The organism is Streptomyces sp. SCA2-17, assembly GCF_044336695.1.
The window spans coordinates 2,992,517-3,009,401 of sequence record NZ_CP117521.1 but is presented as its reverse complement, the minus strand read 5'-3'; the positions used below and the strand labels follow the sequence as shown (position 1 = coordinate 3,009,401).

Annotated in this window: 18 protein-coding genes; all 18 read left to right on the top strand. The window is 67.0% G+C overall.

Translation table 11 applies throughout. The features are described from left to right. Positions 1 to 56: 56 nt before the first annotated feature. The gene (locus PS271_RS13425; RefSeq protein WP_398382132.1) at positions 57 to 581 is read left to right on the top strand and encodes a cupin domain-containing protein; all 525 of its coding nucleotides are present in this window, start codon (positions 57 to 59) and stop codon (positions 579 to 581) included. A 140-nt stretch (positions 582 to 721) separates the two neighbouring features. Beyond that, positions 722 to 2,554, top strand: a complete 1,833-nt coding sequence (locus PS271_RS13420; RefSeq protein WP_398382131.1) for a type IV secretory system conjugative DNA transfer family protein — start codon at positions 722 to 724, stop codon at positions 2,552 to 2,554. Between the two features lie 12 nt (positions 2,555 to 2,566). Next, positions 2,567 to 3,682, top strand: coding sequence for a hypothetical protein (locus PS271_RS13415; protein ID WP_398382130.1), 1,116 nt, complete (start codon positions 2,567 to 2,569; stop codon positions 3,680 to 3,682). After that, positions 3,679 to 4,359, top strand: coding sequence for a hypothetical protein (locus PS271_RS13410; RefSeq protein WP_398382129.1), 681 nt, complete (start codon positions 3,679 to 3,681; stop codon positions 4,357 to 4,359). Before PS271_RS13415 ends, PS271_RS13410 begins: the two co-directional genes overlap by 4 nt. Beyond that, positions 4,356 to 4,847, top strand: a complete 492-nt coding sequence (locus PS271_RS13405) for a hypothetical protein (protein ID WP_398382128.1) — start codon at positions 4,356 to 4,358, stop codon at positions 4,845 to 4,847. The genes PS271_RS13410 and PS271_RS13405 overlap by 4 nt, the downstream gene beginning before the upstream one ends. Continuing rightward, entirely contained in the window at positions 4,844 to 5,821 is a 978-nt protein-coding gene (locus PS271_RS13400) for a hypothetical protein (RefSeq protein WP_398382127.1), read from the top strand. Before PS271_RS13405 ends, PS271_RS13400 begins: the two co-directional genes overlap by 4 nt. Positions 5,822 to 6,013: 192 nt before the next feature. Continuing rightward, a complete protein-coding gene (locus PS271_RS13395) occupies positions 6,014 to 6,343 on the top strand; it encodes a hypothetical protein (protein WP_398382126.1) in 330 nt (109 codons plus the stop codon). Positions 6,344 to 6,397: 54 nt separating this feature from the next. Then, positions 6,398 to 6,904, top strand: coding sequence for a hypothetical protein (locus PS271_RS13390; RefSeq protein WP_398382125.1), 507 nt, complete (start codon positions 6,398 to 6,400; stop codon positions 6,902 to 6,904). Further along, the gene (locus PS271_RS13385) at positions 6,901 to 7,875 is read left to right on the top strand and encodes a hypothetical protein (protein WP_398382124.1); all 975 of its coding nucleotides are present in this window, start codon (positions 6,901 to 6,903) and stop codon (positions 7,873 to 7,875) included. Before PS271_RS13390 ends, PS271_RS13385 begins: the two co-directional genes overlap by 4 nt. 89 nt (positions 7,876 to 7,964) lie before the next feature. Next, positions 7,965 to 8,453: a hypothetical protein gene (locus PS271_RS13380; RefSeq protein WP_398382123.1), complete on the top strand. Its 489-nt coding sequence runs from the start codon at positions 7,965 to 7,967 to the stop codon at positions 8,451 to 8,453. A gap of 250 nt (positions 8,454 to 8,703) precedes the next feature. Continuing rightward, positions 8,704 to 9,213 (top strand): hypothetical protein, encoded by a 510-nt coding sequence (locus PS271_RS13375; protein ID WP_398382122.1) that lies wholly within the window; start codon positions 8,704 to 8,706, stop codon positions 9,211 to 9,213. Further along, a complete protein-coding gene (locus PS271_RS13370) occupies positions 9,210 to 10,175 on the top strand; it encodes a hypothetical protein (RefSeq protein WP_398382121.1) in 966 nt (321 codons plus the stop codon). Before PS271_RS13375 ends, PS271_RS13370 begins: the two co-directional genes overlap by 4 nt. 409 nt (positions 10,176 to 10,584) lie before the next feature. After that, positions 10,585 to 10,839 carry a hypothetical protein gene (locus PS271_RS13365; protein ID WP_398382120.1) on the top strand — a complete coding sequence of 85 codons (255 nt, stop codon included), beginning with the start codon at positions 10,585 to 10,587 and terminating at the stop codon, positions 10,837 to 10,839. Between the two features lie 184 nt (positions 10,840 to 11,023). Beyond that, positions 11,024 to 11,251: a hypothetical protein gene (locus tag PS271_RS13360; RefSeq protein ID WP_398382119.1), complete on the top strand. Its 228-nt coding sequence runs from the start codon at positions 11,024 to 11,026 to the stop codon at positions 11,249 to 11,251. A 656-nt stretch (positions 11,252 to 11,907) separates the two neighbouring features. Next, positions 11,908 to 13,149 (top strand): conjugal transfer protein, encoded by a 1,242-nt coding sequence (locus tag PS271_RS13355; protein ID WP_398382118.1) that lies wholly within the window; start codon positions 11,908 to 11,910, stop codon positions 13,147 to 13,149. Between the two features lie 102 nt (positions 13,150 to 13,251). After that, positions 13,252 to 13,485 (top strand): hypothetical protein, encoded by a 234-nt coding sequence (locus tag PS271_RS13350; RefSeq protein WP_106675629.1) that lies wholly within the window; start codon positions 13,252 to 13,254, stop codon positions 13,483 to 13,485. 2 nt (positions 13,486 to 13,487) lie between these two features. Next, positions 13,488 to 14,177: a hypothetical protein gene (locus tag PS271_RS13345; protein ID WP_398382117.1), complete on the top strand. Its 690-nt coding sequence runs from the start codon at positions 13,488 to 13,490 to the stop codon at positions 14,175 to 14,177. Positions 14,178 to 14,183: 6 nt separating this feature from the next. Then, complete coding sequence (locus tag PS271_RS13340) at positions 14,184 to 16,748, top strand: ATP-binding protein (protein ID WP_398382116.1); 2,565 nt, start codon at positions 14,184 to 14,186, stop codon at positions 16,746 to 16,748. Positions 16,749 to 16,885 lie beyond the last annotated feature (137 nt).

Here is a 16,885-nt window from a genome sequence, read left to right as displayed (position 1 = left end):
TCACAGCGAAAAAATGGACCAGAAGACCGGGCACCGGCCCGCCTAGGGTGATCATCATGAACAGCACGCCGAAGCCCGCCGCCCCCGCCGCCCCCCTCCTCGTCCGTTCCGCCGAGGCCACCGTCCTCAGCGACGCCCCCGGCTCGCTGATCACGCTCCTCGCCGACTCGGACACCACCGGCGGCGCGTTCACCACCAACCGCGCCACGCTCGCCGAGGGCACCGCCGGCGCCCCGGCCCACTTCCACACCCGGGCCACGGAGTTCTTCCTCGTCCTCGACGGCGCGCTGGAGGTACTGGTCGGAGAGGACGTCCTGACCCTGCACAAGAACGACTTCCTCGCCGTACCGCCGGGCACGCCCCACGCGTTCGCCCCCGCGGCCGGCCACTCCGCCGAAGCCCTGGTCGTCTTCACGCCGGGCATGGCCCGCTTCGACTACTACCGCCTGCTGGACCGCGTGGCCCGGGGCGAGGCGAGCGTCGAGGAGATCAAGGAGTCGTCGGAGCGTTTCGACAACCACTACGTGGACAGCCCGGTCTGGCGCGCGGCCCGCGCGGCCCGCGCGGCCGCCGCGTCATGACGAACCCGTCCCCCGCTCCGTAACACCTTCGCTGCACCCGCCCCCACCTCCCGCCTCGAACACCCGACCTGTCGCACTGAGGTGTTAACGTCGCAGCGATCTGAAGGGATCACATCAAGCAAGGGACGGGGGTCCACGGCGTGGCACGCGCGCGCGAAGTGGGACGCAAGCACGAGAGCGGCGGACCCAAGGGCGAGATCGCCCTGGCCAAGGGCGCAGGCGTACTCATCGCCGTGGTCGTCAGCTGGCACCTGGCGGTGTGGGCCACGGCCGACCACATGGCCCTCTCGAACGTCCTGGCCACAGCCGGCGCCCTCGCCGCGCACAAGCCCCTCGCGGGCCTCGGCGACGGCATCGAACCGGCCTCCGCCCTCGTCACCGTGTCCGTCTGGCTCGGCATCCTGCTCGGCCCGATCGTCCTGGTCGTGCTGGCGGTACGGGCCCGGCACCGCCGTACCCGCGGCGCCGGCGGCGAGGGCCTCGCCTCCGCCACCGAGGCCCGCCACATGCTCGGCGAGAAGCGCGCCCGCTCGGCCGCCAAGATGACGCGCGCGACGTCGTTCACCGACAAGGACGGTCGCTACGACGCCAAGGCCGCCGCCCGCGCGGAGCTCCGCGAGGTCGGCTGGATGCTCGGCACGCAGGTCGGCAGCGGACAGCCGCTGGTGGCCACGCCGGAGGACTCGGTCGCGGTCATCGCCCCGTCCGGCGGCGGCAAGTCCCGCAACGTCGTCATCCCCGCCTGCCTCGACGCCCCCGGCCCGCTCGTCGTCACCTCCACCCGCGCCGACGTCCTCGACGTCATCGCCGAACCGCGCTCACGGCTCGGCCGGGTGTGGGTCTTCGACCCGCTCGACACCGTGGGCTGGCCGCACAAGATGGTGTGGGACCCGGTGGCCGGCTGCCAGGAGGGCGAGACGGCGACGTCGCGCGCCCTGTCGTTCTCCGTCGGCATGGGCGCGGACGACAGCTCCTCCAGCAACGGCAGCTTCTTCCAGCAGACGGCGTCCTCCGCCCTGACGCGGCTCCTGCACGCCGCGGCGCTGGAGGGCAAGACCATCGAGCACGTCATGCGCTGGGCCACCAACCTGGAGAAGGCCAGCGAACCGCGGGCCATCCTCACCGACCACCCCAACGCCGAGCCGGGCTGGGACGTCCTGCTGCGCTCCGTGTCGACCGGCGCCGACGAGACCGTCGCCTCGACCCGGCAGACCCTCGCCGCCCAGATCGAGCCCCTCGCCCTGCGCAAGGTGCTGCGCTGCGTCACCCCGCAGGAGGGCGTGCCCACCTTCAGCCCGGACGCGTTCGTCGCCTCCCGCGACACCCTCGTCCTCATCAGCGACTCCAACGCGTCGACGAACGTCTCGCCGCTGACGACGATGCTGCTCGGCGAGGTCGTCGACGCGGCGAAGCGGCGCGCCCCGCGCCTGCCGTCCGGCCGGCTGGACCCGTTCCTGCGCCTCGTCCTCGACGAGGTCGCGAACGTCGCCCCGCTGCCGAAGCTGCCGTCGCTCGCCTCCGACGCGCGCGGCTACGGCATCCACATCGTCTACGCGCTCCAGTCCCTGGCCCAGGCCGTGCTCCGGTGGGGCCAGCACGAGGCCGACACGCTGCTCGACAACGCGGCGGCGACGCTCGTCATGGGCGGCCTGAAGGACGTCGAGGCGCTGCGCCGCTTCTCCGAACTCGTCGGCGAGGCCGAGATCACGGAGATCTCGACCTCCCGCGACAGCCAGCGGCTCTTCGGCTACGGCACCAACGAGGTCGAGCGCGAGCGCCGCATCCTGCGCCCCGAGGAGATCCGTCAGCTGCCGCACGGCCGGGCGCTCCTCCTCTTCCGCGGCGCGCCGGGCGTCATCGCCGAGCTGCTGCCGTGGGACCAGCGGCGGGACGGGGCGGCTCTGCGGGCGGCCGAGCACGCGACGCGGGCGTCGCGGATCGGGCCGCCGCCGGTGGAGAACCCGGTCGCGTAAGAGAGGGGGCACGTGGTGGAAGAACAACTGCGGGAAGAACTGAAGGCCCTCCGGGAGGAGATCGAAACCCTCCGGGAGTGGCGCACCCAGTTCGAGGCGGCGGTAAAGAACTTCGCGTCGGGGACCAAGGCGAACCAGGCCGAGGTCACGGAGGTCGTGACGGAGGTCATCGACCGGCTGCACGCGGTGGAGGCGGCGACGGCGGCCTCCGCGGCGTCCGCCGCTTCCGGAAGCGAGCACCAGCCGTGGTCCCTCCGCGCCACGGAGGACGACTGGCGGAAGCTGTCCGACTGGCTGGACTGGCTGGGCAAGCACTACGCCCCGCAACTGCACCTGCGCATCTGGCCGTGCTGGCCGCTGCACGGCGGGGTCACCGAAGAGCTGGCCGCGCTGCACGCCTCCTGGCGCGCGGCCACGGAAGCGGACGCGGACCCGTCGCGCGAGGGCAGCGACCTCGCGTACTGGCACCAGATGTGGCTGTGGCCGACGATCGAGCGCATCCGCCAGCACTACATGTTCAGCGAGTGCGAGGACGACCACTCGCCCGACCGCCCGGGCCGCCCGACGGACGCGGCGGCGCTGCACCAGCGCATGGCGGAGGCGGCGGCTGAGCGGCGCCGGCTGGAGCACGCCAAGTACGACTACTTCGTGAAGACGTCGCCGAACGGCTATCCGGCGGAGCGCCCGTCGAGCCTGTGGCGTTGCGCGGCCGGGCGGCACGAGGAGTGGGAGTACTTGTCGCTGCTGGACTGGCAGTGGCACCGGGCGGCGGACACGCATGTGGAGCTGCCGCCCCCGCGTGCGGTTCTGCACGAGGTGACGGCCGACCGCGCGGAGGAACTCCGGGCGGACCGCCAGGGCTGGCTCCGCTACTGGGCGCGGTACGTGGACGAAGAGGACTGGCGGGCAGGGGAACGGCCGGTGTCGGTGGTCCGCCGCCGGCGCAGCCCCGAGCGCATCTACGACGAGGCGTTCAAAACCTGGAACGAATGGGGCCCGACGCAGGCCGTCTACGACTTCTTCGACGCCCGCCCGTCGAACCCGCCGCACCTGGTGGAGATCGACGCGGCGGAGGCGGAGCGACTGCTGACCGAACTCCACGGCGCGAAGGGGGCGACGGAACTGTGACGGCGAAGAAGCCGGTCGCGGCCTGGAAGGACGACTCTCCAGGCCCGGGCCGCCGCGTAGAGCTGACGGCGGACCAGAACCAGGCGGTGACGGACCGCTGGGAGGCGGCGCGAGCGGCCCACAAGGGCCTGGACGCCGCGGTGGAAGCCGTCGAGCAGGCGCTGCACGACACGCACGGCGCGAAGCTGGAGGGCAAAGCGCACCGCCTGATGGGCCTGAAGGCCTTCCGCCGCAAGGTCGCCCTGCAACTGGACGACCGCGTGCCCCTGGAAAAGATCCTCCGCACGGTCCGCGACCTGAACCGCTACACCCTGACCTTCGCCCCGAACACCTACACCGAAGGCGTCCGCCACACCTACGCCCTCCTCCACGAACGCGGCTACACCATCGTCCCCGGCTCGGAACAGAACACCTGGGAAGACCCGGTCCACAAGGCCTTCCGCGCGGTATGGCAGCAGCCGGACGGCCCTGCGCGATTCGAGATCGCCTTCCACACGGCCGACAGTTACCGGGTCACAACGGAGAACCGCCTTCTCTACGATCTGTACCGCGAGAGCCGCCTCCGCCCCTTGGACGAGGAACAGCCGGAGAACATGGCGGAGTCCCATGAGGACGCGGCGAAAGTAATCCAGCACGAGCGGTACAACAACGGTCCTGAGAAGGGAAGCACATCATGAGCGAGCAGTACGAATACTTCGTGAAGGCGGCCCCGCCTTATACGGAGGAGCGGCCGTCCAGCCTTTGGCGGCGGCTGGGCGAGCAGTGGGATTACCTGTCGTTGATCGACTGGGAATGGCACACCGTCGGGGACGCGGATGTCCAGTCGCCGCCCAGCCCGCAGGTCCTCTACCCGGTGTCGGCGGAACGGGCCGCTGTCCTGGAAGGCGATCGTCAGGGGTGGGTGCGGTACTGGGCGCGCTACACGGACCTGCAGGACTGGGAGGAGGGCGAGCCGCCTACCACCGTGGTCAGGCGGCGGCAGAGCCCGGATCACGTCCTCGACGAGGCGTTCCTCGTCGGCGATACGTGGGGTGCAACGCGGTCGATCTTCGACTTCTTCGACCCGCGCCCGTCCAGCCCGCCGCACCTGGTCGAAATCACTCCGGACGAGGCGGAGGGCCTCCTGCAGGAACTGCGTGGCGTAACGGGAGCTACTGAACTGTGACCGAACAGGTGGGGGAATGGTTCGGCGAGGGGTACCTGTCCGCGGCGGATAACCAAGTCGTCACCGAGCGATGGCAGCGGGCCGTTGCCGACCAGGAACGGATCGACGGCATCCTGAAAGGGATTCAGGAGGAAACGGCCCAATCGCATGGTGGCAAGCTCGAAGGCCTTGAGAATTCTCTGAAGGGCGTGAACTCGCTTCGGCGGAAGGCCGCCGATGGCATGCGGGAAGGCGACAGCGCCGCCAAGGCCGTACGAGCAGTCAACGACATTCACCGTTACACCCTGACCTTTGAGCCCGACAAGTACACGGAAGGTGTTGAGAAGACCTACAGTCAGCTTCGCGCGCAGGGCTACGAGCCGATCCCGGGCAAGGAGAAGAACACCTGGGATGATCCGGTGTACAAGGGGATCAACACCAACTGGCAGCACCCTGAGCGCGAAGAGAAGTTCGAGCTGCAGTTCCATACTCCGGACAGCTTCACGGCGAAGATGGAGAATCATGAACTGTATGAGATATCCCGGAACGGCACCTTCGACAGGATCAGCGAAGAGGAAGCTCCTGATAAGAAGGCTGCCAAAAAACTCTCCGAGCACTATCTGAATGCGGCTAACCTGCTGCAGAATAAGCGCTACAAGGACGTTGAGATACCGCCGGGCCAGGAGAGGGTCGGCGATCGGGCGATCCGGGATACGCTGGAACCGGACACCCCCGAATGGGCTATTGAGAGGGTTGCCAAAGAAGAGGTCGCCCGCCGGGAAGAGAACCTGGCCAAGGCCCGGGCTGAAGCTGCCCGGAAGCAGGCTGAGCAATCGCAGCTCGACCTCGACGGTCCCGCGCAGGCCGAGTCCCAAGGCCTGCGCGCCCATTTGGCGTCGCAAGCCACCGCGCAAGCAGCCCGGAAGAATCCCGAGGCGCCCAGCATCGATCCCATGCCGGCACAGTCCCGTGGCCGCGGTCCTTCGCTGGCGTAATAAAGAGAGCCGTCGATGACTGAGCAGTATGAGTTCTTTGTGGCGGCAGGTACGACCGCGATGACTTCGTACACGGAGGAACGTCCGTCGAGTCTTTGGCGGCGGTTGGATGGACAGTGGGGCTACCTGTCACTGCTCGACTGGTCATGGAAAAACGTCAAGGCTGAGAGAGAAGCTTGGCTCCTGCCTCGGGTGGAGGACCTGCACCCGATATCGCCGCAACGCGCCGCCGAGCTGGAGGCCGACCGGCAGGTCTTCGTGCGCTACTGGGCGCGATACGTGGACGAGGAGGACTGGCGGGAGGGCGAGCCGCCCAGCACGGTCGTCCGGCGCCGGCGCAGCCCCGAGTGTGTCCTCGACGAGTCCTTCCAGAGGGGCGGTGTCTGGGGGCGCACCCTGACGATCCTCGATGTCCACGAGGGCCGGAGTTCGAACTGGCCGCATCTGGTCGAGCTGAGTGCCGAGGAAGCTGATGCACTGCTGCGGAAGCTGTTCGGGGTGATGTGCGCCATCGACCTGTGAGCGGTCGGAAAATAGGGGGAAGTCGGTCCATGATCTGGCAGAGGGGAAACAGCGATGAGTGAGCAGCCGTACGAATACTTTGTGGAAGCTATTCCGACGGTCGATGATCTGTACACGGCGGAGCGCCCGTCGAGCCTGTGGCGGAGGCTCGGTGACGAGTGGGAGTATCTGTCCCTCATCGACTGGTCCTGGCACAACGTGAAGGACACCAACGTCAAGTATCCGCCCGTATTCGAGGGACTTCAGTCGGTCACCGCGGAGCGGGCTGCGGAGCTGGAAAGCGACCACCAGGGCTGGGTGCGCTACTGGGCCTACTACACGAGCGAGCGCACGTGGCGCGCCGGCAAGGGCCCGACGACCGTGGTCCGCAGGCGAAACAGCCCTGAAGACCGGCTGGATGAAACCTTCATGCGAAGCGACGCGTGGGAACGCGACACGGCGATCTTCGAGTTCTTCGATGCGCGCACGAGCAACCCCCCGCATCTGGTCGGGATCAGCCCCGATGAAGCCGAGCGGCTCCTCCAGGAGCTCCGTGGCGTGACGGGAGCTACTGAGCTGTGACCGACCTGGCAGGCGGGGGCTGGAGGGGCGATGAAGCTAAATCTGAACAGCACCTGGAACTGAGCGCCGAGGACAACCGCACCGTCACACAGTTCTGGGAGCGGGCGGCAGAAGCCCGTGGCGAGCTCGACAACACGATGAAGGGCTTGGAGGAGCAGTCAGCCGCTCGCGGTGGGAAGCTCGAGGGCCTGGAGTACTCCCTCAAGGGCCTGGACTCACTGCGCCGCAAAGTGGCTGTTCCCGTGAAACGTGGTGCCGATGCGGAGGACGTGTGCGCAGGCATCGACGATCTCAATCGCTACACCCTGACCTTTGAGACGGACAGCTACGTCCAGGGCACGAAGGAGACGTACGAGCGGCTGCGTGAGCAGGGGTACGAACCGCTGTCCGAGCAGAATACGTGGCAGGACCCCGTCTACAAGGGCCTGAATACAACCTGGCAGCACAAGGAGCGCGAGGAGCGGTTCGAGCTCCAGTTCCACACGCCGGAGAGCTTTGCTGCGAAGAGTGAGAATCACGAACTGTACGAGCTTGCCCGTGGTGGTTCCTTCGAAGCGAAGAACACCAAGGAACAGCCGAATCGTGCGACCTCCTACTACCAGGCGACGGACCTGCTGCAGAACGAGCGCTATGCGAACGTCAGGGTCCCCGACGGCGTCGACGAGCTCGGTGAGGTGAAGGTCCGGGCGAAGCTCAATCCGGGAGTTCCGCCGGAAGTTGTCGCCGAGGTCCGCCGGATGGAGGCCGATCTCAAGGCGACGCATGCCGCGGAGGCCGCTGCCCGGGCCGTGGCGGAGGCGCGATCAGTCGCGTTGGACATGGACGGCCCGCTCCGAGCGGAGTCACAAGACCTGAAGAACAGGCTGACCACGAAGTCAGCGGCATCGGAATTGCCCCGGCAGTCGATGGAGGGCCCGTCCCTCGACCCCTTGCCGAGCCAGTCACGCGGGCGTGGGCCGTCATTGGCGTAACACCACGGCCGTCCGCGCCGGCGCAGTGCCGGGTGTGGTACATCGAGAGGCACCGAACGGGGGAAGGGAGAGCAAGGAAAGCAAGAAGGATGAGCGAGCAGTACGACTACTTCGCCGAAGTGCCACAGGGCTACACGGTGGATCGGCCCGACGGCTTGTGGCGGCGCCTTGGCGACGCATGGGAGTACCTGTCCCTCCTGGACTGGCAGTGGCACGACGTCAAGGCCACCAATGTGCAGAATCCGCCCGCTTCTGAGGTGCTGCACGCAGTCTCCGAAGAGCACGCGGCCGCGCTGGCAGCCGACAGGCAGGGCTGGGTTCAGTACTGGGCTCACCATTCGAGCAGGCGCGCCTGGGAGGATGGGCGTGCGCCGTCCACCGTGGTCCGGCGTCGCCGCAGTCCGGAGAACATCCATGACGAGTCGTTCAACAGCGGGTCGAAATGGGGCCCGACCATGGCGGCCTTCAACGCCTTCGACGGCCGGTCGTCCACGTCCCCGCACCTTGTCGAGCTCACGACCGGCGAAGCCGAGCAGCTTCTGCAGGAGATTTTCGGCGTCACGGAGGCCACGGGATAAATACCCCGAAGCCTTCCGCGCGGTATGGCAGCAGCCGGACGGCACGGTGCGATTCGAGATCGCCTTCCACACGGCCGACAGTTACCGGGTCACAACGGAGAACCGCCTTCTCTGCGATCTGTACCGCGAGAGCCGCCTCCGCCCCTTGGGCGAGGAACAGCCGGAGAACATGGAGGAGTCCCCATGGGGACGCGGCTGAGATCATCCAGCAGAAGCGGTACAGCGAGAGTCCTGCGAGGAGAAACAAGTGATGAGTGAGCAGCCGTACGAATACTTTGTGGAAGCCGTGCCGACGGTCGATGACCTGTATACGGCGGAGCGCCCGTCGAGCTTGTGGCGGAGGCTCGGTGACCAGTGGGAGTACCTGTCGCTGGTCGAGTGGGAGTGGCAGAACGTCAAGGACACAGGCGTCCTGTACCCGCCCGCGCTCGAATCGCTGATCCCGGTGACGGCCGAGCGCGCCGTGGTGCTGGAGGAGGACCGGCAGGGGTGGGTGAGGTACTGGGCGCGATACGTGGACGAGCAGGACTGGCGCGAGGGTGAGGCACCCACCACGGTGGTGCGGCGCCGGCAGAGCCCGGAAGGCGTGCTCGACGAGTCCTACCGGGGGTCCAAGGGCTTCTGGGGACCCACCGAGGCGATCCTCGATTTCTACGACGCACGTAAGTCCAATCCGCCGCATCTGATCGAGCTGAGCGTGGATGAGGCCGAGTCACTGCTGCAGGAGATGTTCGGGGTCACGGGGGTCACCGAACTGTGAGCGAGCGCACGGGGGAATGGCAGGGCGAGGGATACACCCTCAGTCCGGAGCAGAATCGCGTCGTCACGGAGCGATGGCAACGGGCCGCAACGGCACGTGAAGACATGGATGCCATGATGAAAGGCATCCAGCAGGAAACGGCACAGACGCACGGCAGCAAGCTCGAGGGCCTGGAGTACTCGCTTAAGGACGCGGATTCATTCCGTCGCAAGGCTGCCGCGGACTGGGAGAACGATGATGTTCCGGTCGAGACGACGGCTAAGAAGATCAACGATCTGAACCGTTACACGCTGACGTTTGAGCCGGATGCATACACCGAGGGTGTGAACCGGACGTACGAGCGACTTCGGGAAGCCGGGTACGAGCCGATACCCAACTCGGAGAAGAACACGTGGGAAGACCCTGTGTACAAGGGGATCAACACCTCGTGGCAGCACACGGCGTCGGAAGAGAAGTTCGAGCTTCAGTTCCACACTCCGGACAGCTTCACAGCCAAGATGGAGAACCACGAGCTGTATGAGATTTCTCGTGGCAAGAAGCTCGACGAGCTCAGCCAGCGTGACAAGGTATCCAAGGCGGACTACCGGGACGCTGCAAACCTGCTGCAGAACGAGCGGTACAAGAACGTAAGAATTCCTCCCGGGCAGGAGACGATTGGGCAGCAGAAGATCCGGTCCAAGCTCAAGCCGGGCGTAAACCCGGCGCACGTCGCGCTGATCCGCCAGGAAGAGGCCGAACTCCGGGCCGAAAACCTCGCCAAGGCCCAGGCAAAGGCAGAAGCGAAGAAGCAGGCGGAGCAGGCGGTCCTGGACCTCGACGGTCCCGTGCAGGCCGAGTCTCAGGGCCTGCGCGCCCATTTGGCGACGCAAGCCACCGCGCAAGCAGCCCGGAAGAATCCCGAGGCGCCCAGTATCGATCCCGTGCCGGCGCAGTCCCGTGGCCGCGGTCCTTCGCTGGCGTAATAAAGAGAGCCGTCGATGACTGAGCAGTATGAGTTCTTTGTGGCGGCAGGTACGACCGCGATGACTTCGTACACGGAGGAACGTCCGTCGAGTCTCTGGCGGCGGTTGGACGGACAGTGGGGCTACCTGTCACTGCTCGACTGGTCATGGAAAAACGTCGAGGCCGAGAGAGAAGCTTGGTGGCGGGTGCCACTGAGCTGTGGGAAGACAGGCATAAGGAGGGCAAGTGATGAGTGAGCAGTATGAACACTTCGCCGAGATGCCGCAGGGCTACACGGTGGATCGGCCGGACGGGTTGTGGCGTCGTTCCGGCGGCGAATGGGAGTTTCTGTCCCTCCTGGACTGACAGTGGCACAGCGTCACGGCGAGGAACGTACAGACTCCGCCTACCTCGGAGGTGCTGTACACGGTGTCCGAGCAACACGCGTCCGCACTCGTGCCCGATCGGCCGGCCTGGGTTCAGTACTGGGCCCATTACTCGAGCAAGCGCGCCTGGGGCGACGGCCGGCCGCCGACCACGGCCGTCAGGCGGCGGCGCAGTCCGGAAAACATTCGTGACGAGTCGTTCAACACCGAGTCCGAATGGGGCTCGACAATGGCGGCCTTCAACGCGTTCGTCCGGCAGGACGTCCATCCGTTCGCACCTAGTTGGACTCAAGACTGATGAAGCCGAGCAGCTTCTCCAGGAGCACTTCGGCGTCACGGGGGCCACAGAGCTGTGAGCAGTGAGGAGGGGATCCAGCAGAATACCGCCGAACCATGGCAGCCGGGCGGTCGGACTGGATCACTCTCTGAAGGGGCTCGACTCGTTCCGGCGCAAGGCTGCTGTGGCACGCCAGGGCGACAACTTGAGCGCCGAGGAAACGGCCGAATGCGTCGACGATCTGAATCGATACACATTGACCTTCGAGACGGGCAAATATGCCGAAGGCGTGAAGGAAACCTACGCTCAACTGCGCGAGCAGGGATATGAGCCGGTCTCTGAGATCAACACCTGGGACGATCCGGCCTACAAGGGGCTGAACATCTCCTGGCGTCACTCCGGAGAGCCATCAGGCGAAGTCGGAGAACCATGAGCTGCACGAGCTGACACGTTCCGGGAAGTTCAAGGATCTTGCCAGGAAGGACGAGGGCCTGGCGAAGCAGTACAAGCAGGCCGCAGATCTGCTCCAGAGTGGGCGAAACAAAGTCATCCGTATCCAGTCCGGTCAGCAAGAGTTCGGTGAGCGCGTAATCCGGGCCGAGCTCAACCCGAATGTCAGCCAGGAAGCCGTCCGGGTCGTCCAGTAGAAGGAGGGGGGCCTCAAGGCGAAGGACGCGGTTGAAGCTGCCGCCCGCGCCCAAGCCCAGTCGCAGTCACAGGCCCGACCTCAAGGGACCCGCTCTGCCCTCGACATGGACCCTCCTCTGCGGGCGGAGAGTCAAGCGCTGCGCAACAGCTTGGATACAAAAACGCTTCCGCGGCGAGCTCGCCAGGAGTCCGAGGCCGTACGCACGGAGCCGCTGCCGGCCCAGTCATGGGGCGGTGGGCCTTCGCTGAGGTGACCGCGGCGCCGAAGGTGCTGAGTCGGCAGCCTGAAGCACCCGGCTTATCAGGAAATTAAGGACGTCACCTCGGTCAAGGTCGTTCATATCAGAACAGAAACTGTTCGTTCGAAGTAATTTGACGACCAGTATCGGTCGACGTACTGTCCTGCCACTCAGACCTAGCACGGGGGAAGGGTCACCAGGGTTGAGCACGTTCAAGACGGTCATGCGGCGGATTCTGAATCTGCCGGAGCCGCAGGGGGACAAGAACGCGGCGAATGCGCCGGCCGAGGTGCCCGCCGCGCAGCCCGTACTCACTCCGGGCCCGTCCCAGGAGCGGCCGGCACCCTCGGCTCCCGGCGGCTTCCAGCAGTGGGCGGATGCTTCCGCGCGGCTGCAGGCCCAGGACGGCGGGCCGGTGCGCAGTCCCGATACGCCGGCGGGTCCGCAGCAGCTCGCCGCCGACGCGAAAGGGAAGTCCGGCGGTCAGCTCCCGTGGCAGATCGAGGACGAGAACAGCGGAACCAAGTTCGCTGTCAAGGTGGGGCGCGGCGTGTTGTGGGGCGTCGTCGCCCTTGCGGCGATCACGGGCGTGCGCTCGTGGATCTGGACGCCGGAGCCGCCCAAGCCCGCTCCTGTCAAGGTCGACAGTGGACCCAACTACCCCATTCAAGAGGCCCAGTCCGTCGCCGCCCGGTTCGCCCGTGCGTACCTCACATGGGACGAGTCCGATCCGCAGGCGCGTGCTGACGCCCTCAGCCGTGACATGCCCCGGGGCACTGACACCACCAACGGCTGGAACTCCAAGGGCCATCAGGAAGTGGTCGTGGCGCAGCCGGGGCCGGTCTCTGTTCTCGCGGACAAGCGGGCCCGTGTCCGTGTCGACGTTCTCGTCAATGGTTTCGTAGCCGAGACGCAGCCGAAGCAGGACGAGAAGAAGAGCGACGACAAGGACAAGAAGAAGGACGACAAGGCCAAGGCCGAAGCCAAGCCCTCCACGACGAAATGGATGGGCTTGGAGGTCCCTGTCATCCAGGCATCCGGCCGCATCGTCGTCACCGGCCAGCCGGGCATCGTCGGTGTTCCGGGCAGTGGCCCCTCCGTAGCGGACCCCGCCATGAAGCCCGCCGACATGGGGTTCGGCCAGCAGACCCGTGGCGTCGTCGAGGAATTCTTCAAAAAGTACGCCACGGGTGAGCCGGATGCGGTGGCTGCTCCAGGTGCGTACATCCCTGCCCTCCCGACCGGCATGACTCTGGGCGGCATCAGGAACTGGTCCGTGGACGAGGGCAGCGGTGCCGATCGTGTCGGTACAGCAGTGGTCAGCTGGCAGGTGGGTGTCGCCGAGGTGGAGCAGACCTACCGCGTCAAGGTGACCCGCGTGACATCTGCCCAGGGTGCTGAGCGCTGGCAGGTCTCCGAGGTCCACGGCGGGCTGACGCCGTAACGCGCGACACCTCTCCGGGCCGCCGGTGCACGGTGACCCGCGTCCGGGACACCGGCCCTCTTTCCTTTCGCAGCAACACGTATCTCACCAAGGGGTAATCCGATGCAACTCGCGCTGAGCAATGGCGCCGACCTCAAGTCCTGGGTGTTCCTGGTCGCGGGCAACATCTTCCTGATCGTTCTGGCCGTTCGCGCCATCGGGCACTATGCCAAGCGCGAATGGGGTGAGCTGCTCGGTCACTTCATGGCCGGTGTGGTCGTGGCCGGCTTCGTCTTCGCGCCCGACTCTTCGAAGGGCATGCTCACCGCGATCTGGAACAAAGTGGCCGGCGCATGAGGGTGGGGCACACCTTCACCCGCCACTTCGACCTGGAAACCCGGCAGCACGAGCTGTTCGGAATGGATCTCGGCGAGGGGCCTTCCCGTCGGGTCCTGGTCACCGGCGCCGCTATGTACGCGGTCTGGGTGGGTGGGCTCCTGCTCATCTTCGGTGTCCCGTCGAAGTTCCTCTTCACTCTCTACTTCGCGCCTCCGGCACTGATCACTTTCTATGGCTCGCAGCGCTCGCGCCGTAACGAACGGCGCTGGAATCTGACCCAGTGGGCGCTGGCCGTCCGCTACCTCACGGTCGGACACCGTCCGGTCATCAATGGGGGCCGGCGCGCGGCGGATCGCAGCGAGTGGCTGCCGTTGCGCGCCCGCTTGGGTGACCGGACGGAGGACTTTCTGGCCATGCCCGGCATGGGCATCTTCGAGGGAGCTCTCGGCGGTGAGGAACCCCGGTCCACGGCGGGACGGCCCGTGAAGTTGGATACCCGACCCCGTCTGTACGGGCCGGACCACGTCTACCGCGCCCGGATGCGCAGTCTGTCGGCCAAGGACCGCAGGGCAGCCGAGCAGCAGGCCACGCAGCAGCGGACCGCCCGGCAGGCGCAGGCGGCTCAGCAGGTATGGACGGGTGGCCGTACGTCGCCCATGCCCGCGCCGGTGGCCGCCCAGCGGGCCAGGGCCGGCCAGGAAGGTACTTGATACGCGATGAAGTTCACTAAGGGCATCGCCCGCTTTCTCGGGGTCGACGGTGACCGCTCCGCACCGCCACCCCGCTACGTCGGACTGGCCGACGGCCTGGTCATCACCGAGACACACGCGGAAGCCTGGTTCGTGCTGGGCAGCTCCAACACCGACCTGATGTCGGAGGCGGCGCGCGACGCCGAGCACGATCAGGCCAGCAGTGCGCTGGCCCGTACGCTCTCAGGCTACGACTGCCATCTGAAGGTCCTGTGGGCGCCGCTGAACGCCGAGGAGTACCGGACCGAGGCGGACAACCTGTTCTCGGCAGGCAACTTCGCCGAGTGGGCCGACATGCGGGTCGAGCGACTGCACCAGCTCGAGCTCCCCACGCGCATGCTGCTGCTCGGCGTACGCATTGCCGAGCGTTCCAACCAGGCCAAGGCGCGCGGCCGCAGAGGCGTGCAGGACGCGATGGGCATCGGCTCGACATCGGTCTCGCAGAAGGAGATCGCCCGGCTGGACGCCCTTACCCGCCGCCTCGGCCGCCAGCTGGAGACGACGCCGTGGAAGGCTCAGCCGGCCGCCGTCGAAATGCTGGCCTGGATGATCGCGCGCGAGCAGCGCCGAGACACGGTCCTGCCGAACCCGGACGCCGACGGAATGATCACTGGTGCCAAGCTGGCCCAGCTGACCCGCGGCCGCGTGCTGCCCTACCCCGACCACCTGCGCATTGTCGACCAGCGCGGTGAGACCACGACCTGGGTCGCGGTGCTCACCATGGACAGCTTCCCCGAGGAGATGGAGTCGCCCGGGGCGGGCGAGTGGCTGCGGGCCGTCGCCGAGATCACGTACGTTCCCGAGTACGCGGATGACGACGAATACGAAGAAGACATCCAGGTCAGGCCGGTCAACCCTGAACCGTCCGTCCGCTTCAAGGTGATGCACAAGCGGGATGCCCTGAAGCAGATCGACGAGGTCCGCCGGCTTGCCAAGGAGCAGAGGCAGAGCGCGGCCAAGCACTCCGCCGGGGAGACCGCCCAGGAGATCGAGGAGACGGAGGAGACGATGACGTCCCTCTCGCGCGACATGAAGCGCGAGGACGTCACGCTGCTGGAGGACCATCCGCGGCTGATCGTCACCAGTGACTCTTCTCTGGAGGACCTGCGGGCCCGCTGCGACGCCGTCATCGGCTTTTACGGCGGCCTAGGCATCGAGGTCAGCGTCGCCGCCGAGGAGCAGCGCGAGCTGTGGCTCGAGGCCCAGCCGGGTGACATGCTGCGCGTGCCGGACCTCGTGCACACCCGTACCGTTGGCGCCTTCGCGGGCTCCTGGTTCTGGGGCGGTGCCTCGGTCGGCGACGACACCGGCCCGATCATCGGTTATCTGACCGGTTCGACGCCGGGTGTCGTCCGCAACGACCTGACCGGTGGTTCCGAGCGCGGCGACGCGACGACAACCGCGTTCATCGGCCGAAGCGGTCGCGGCAAGACGACCGCGATGATGCTGTCCCTGCTCGACTCCGGCTTTCGCGGCTCGTTCGTGCTGGCGCTCGACTTCAAGGGCGACATGGGCGGCCTGGTCTCGGCGGGCCAGCGGTACGGGCTCAACGCCCACGTCATCGAGACGGGCGCCCAGTACGCGGGCGTGGCCGACCTGTTCACACTGCTGTCCGGCGAGAGCGCTGAGCGCGCACAGACCGAGGTGCCGGCCCAGCTGGGCATCGCACTGCCGCAGCACCTGCGGATGCGCGGCGCGGAGACCCCCATCCAGAGTGCGGTCAACGAGGTCATCGCCGAGGGCGACCCGGCGACGTGGAAGGTCATTGAGTACCTGCGGCGGTCCGAGGACGAACTGGCCCGGGAGGCCGGTGACGCCCTTTACGAACTGTCGCTCACCGGCCTCGGCGCGCCCTTCATGGGCAGGCCTTCCGGCAGCACGCTGATCACTCCGTCGCCCGGTATCTGGGTAGTTCAGGTTCCGGGTATCACGCTGCCGTCGCCTGACGACTCCCGCGACGACTGGTCCGTCCACCAGCGGCTCTCGGTGGCACTGGTCCACTCGCTGCTCGCCTACGGCATCAGCATGGCCGGCCGCAAGGACCTGCGCGGCCTGCGCAAGGTCGTGGCGGTGCCGGAGGTGCACGTCCTTACGGCCACGCGCGAGGGCAGCTCGTTCCTCCAGTACATCGCCCGAGTGGGACGCGCCCTGCACACCGCGCTCGTCGTGGACACGCAGGACCCGGAGTCGCTGGCGAGTCTCACCGGCCTCGTGGAGCAAATGACGACGGTCTTCGGCTTCCAGCTGACGACGCCCGAGCAGCAGGACGCGATGGCGGATCTGCTGGACCTGCCGAAGGACCCGCACACGCGCCAGCTGATCCAGGCCATCGGCGTCGACGTGACGCAGGAGATCCGGCACGGCCACTGCATCATGCGCGACCGCCGCTTCAGCAGCGCGACCGTTCAGTTCGACGTGCCGTCCCTGGAGATGCTGGAGCTGCTGAGCACGACGCCGAAGACGACCGGTGCCGTGGCGGGTCAGGCCTCGGTCTCCATGGACAAGTCCGAACCCCAGGAGGCGATTGCATGAGGCGGGTTGCGGCAGTGGTGGTGACGGCATCGGTCCTGGCTGTCGCCGGATGCTCGTCATCGGGAGACGGCAGGAGCAAGGGCGACGAGTCCGGAGGCAACCCGGGCGTCAGCAAGGAAGAACGCCGGCGGGCGGAC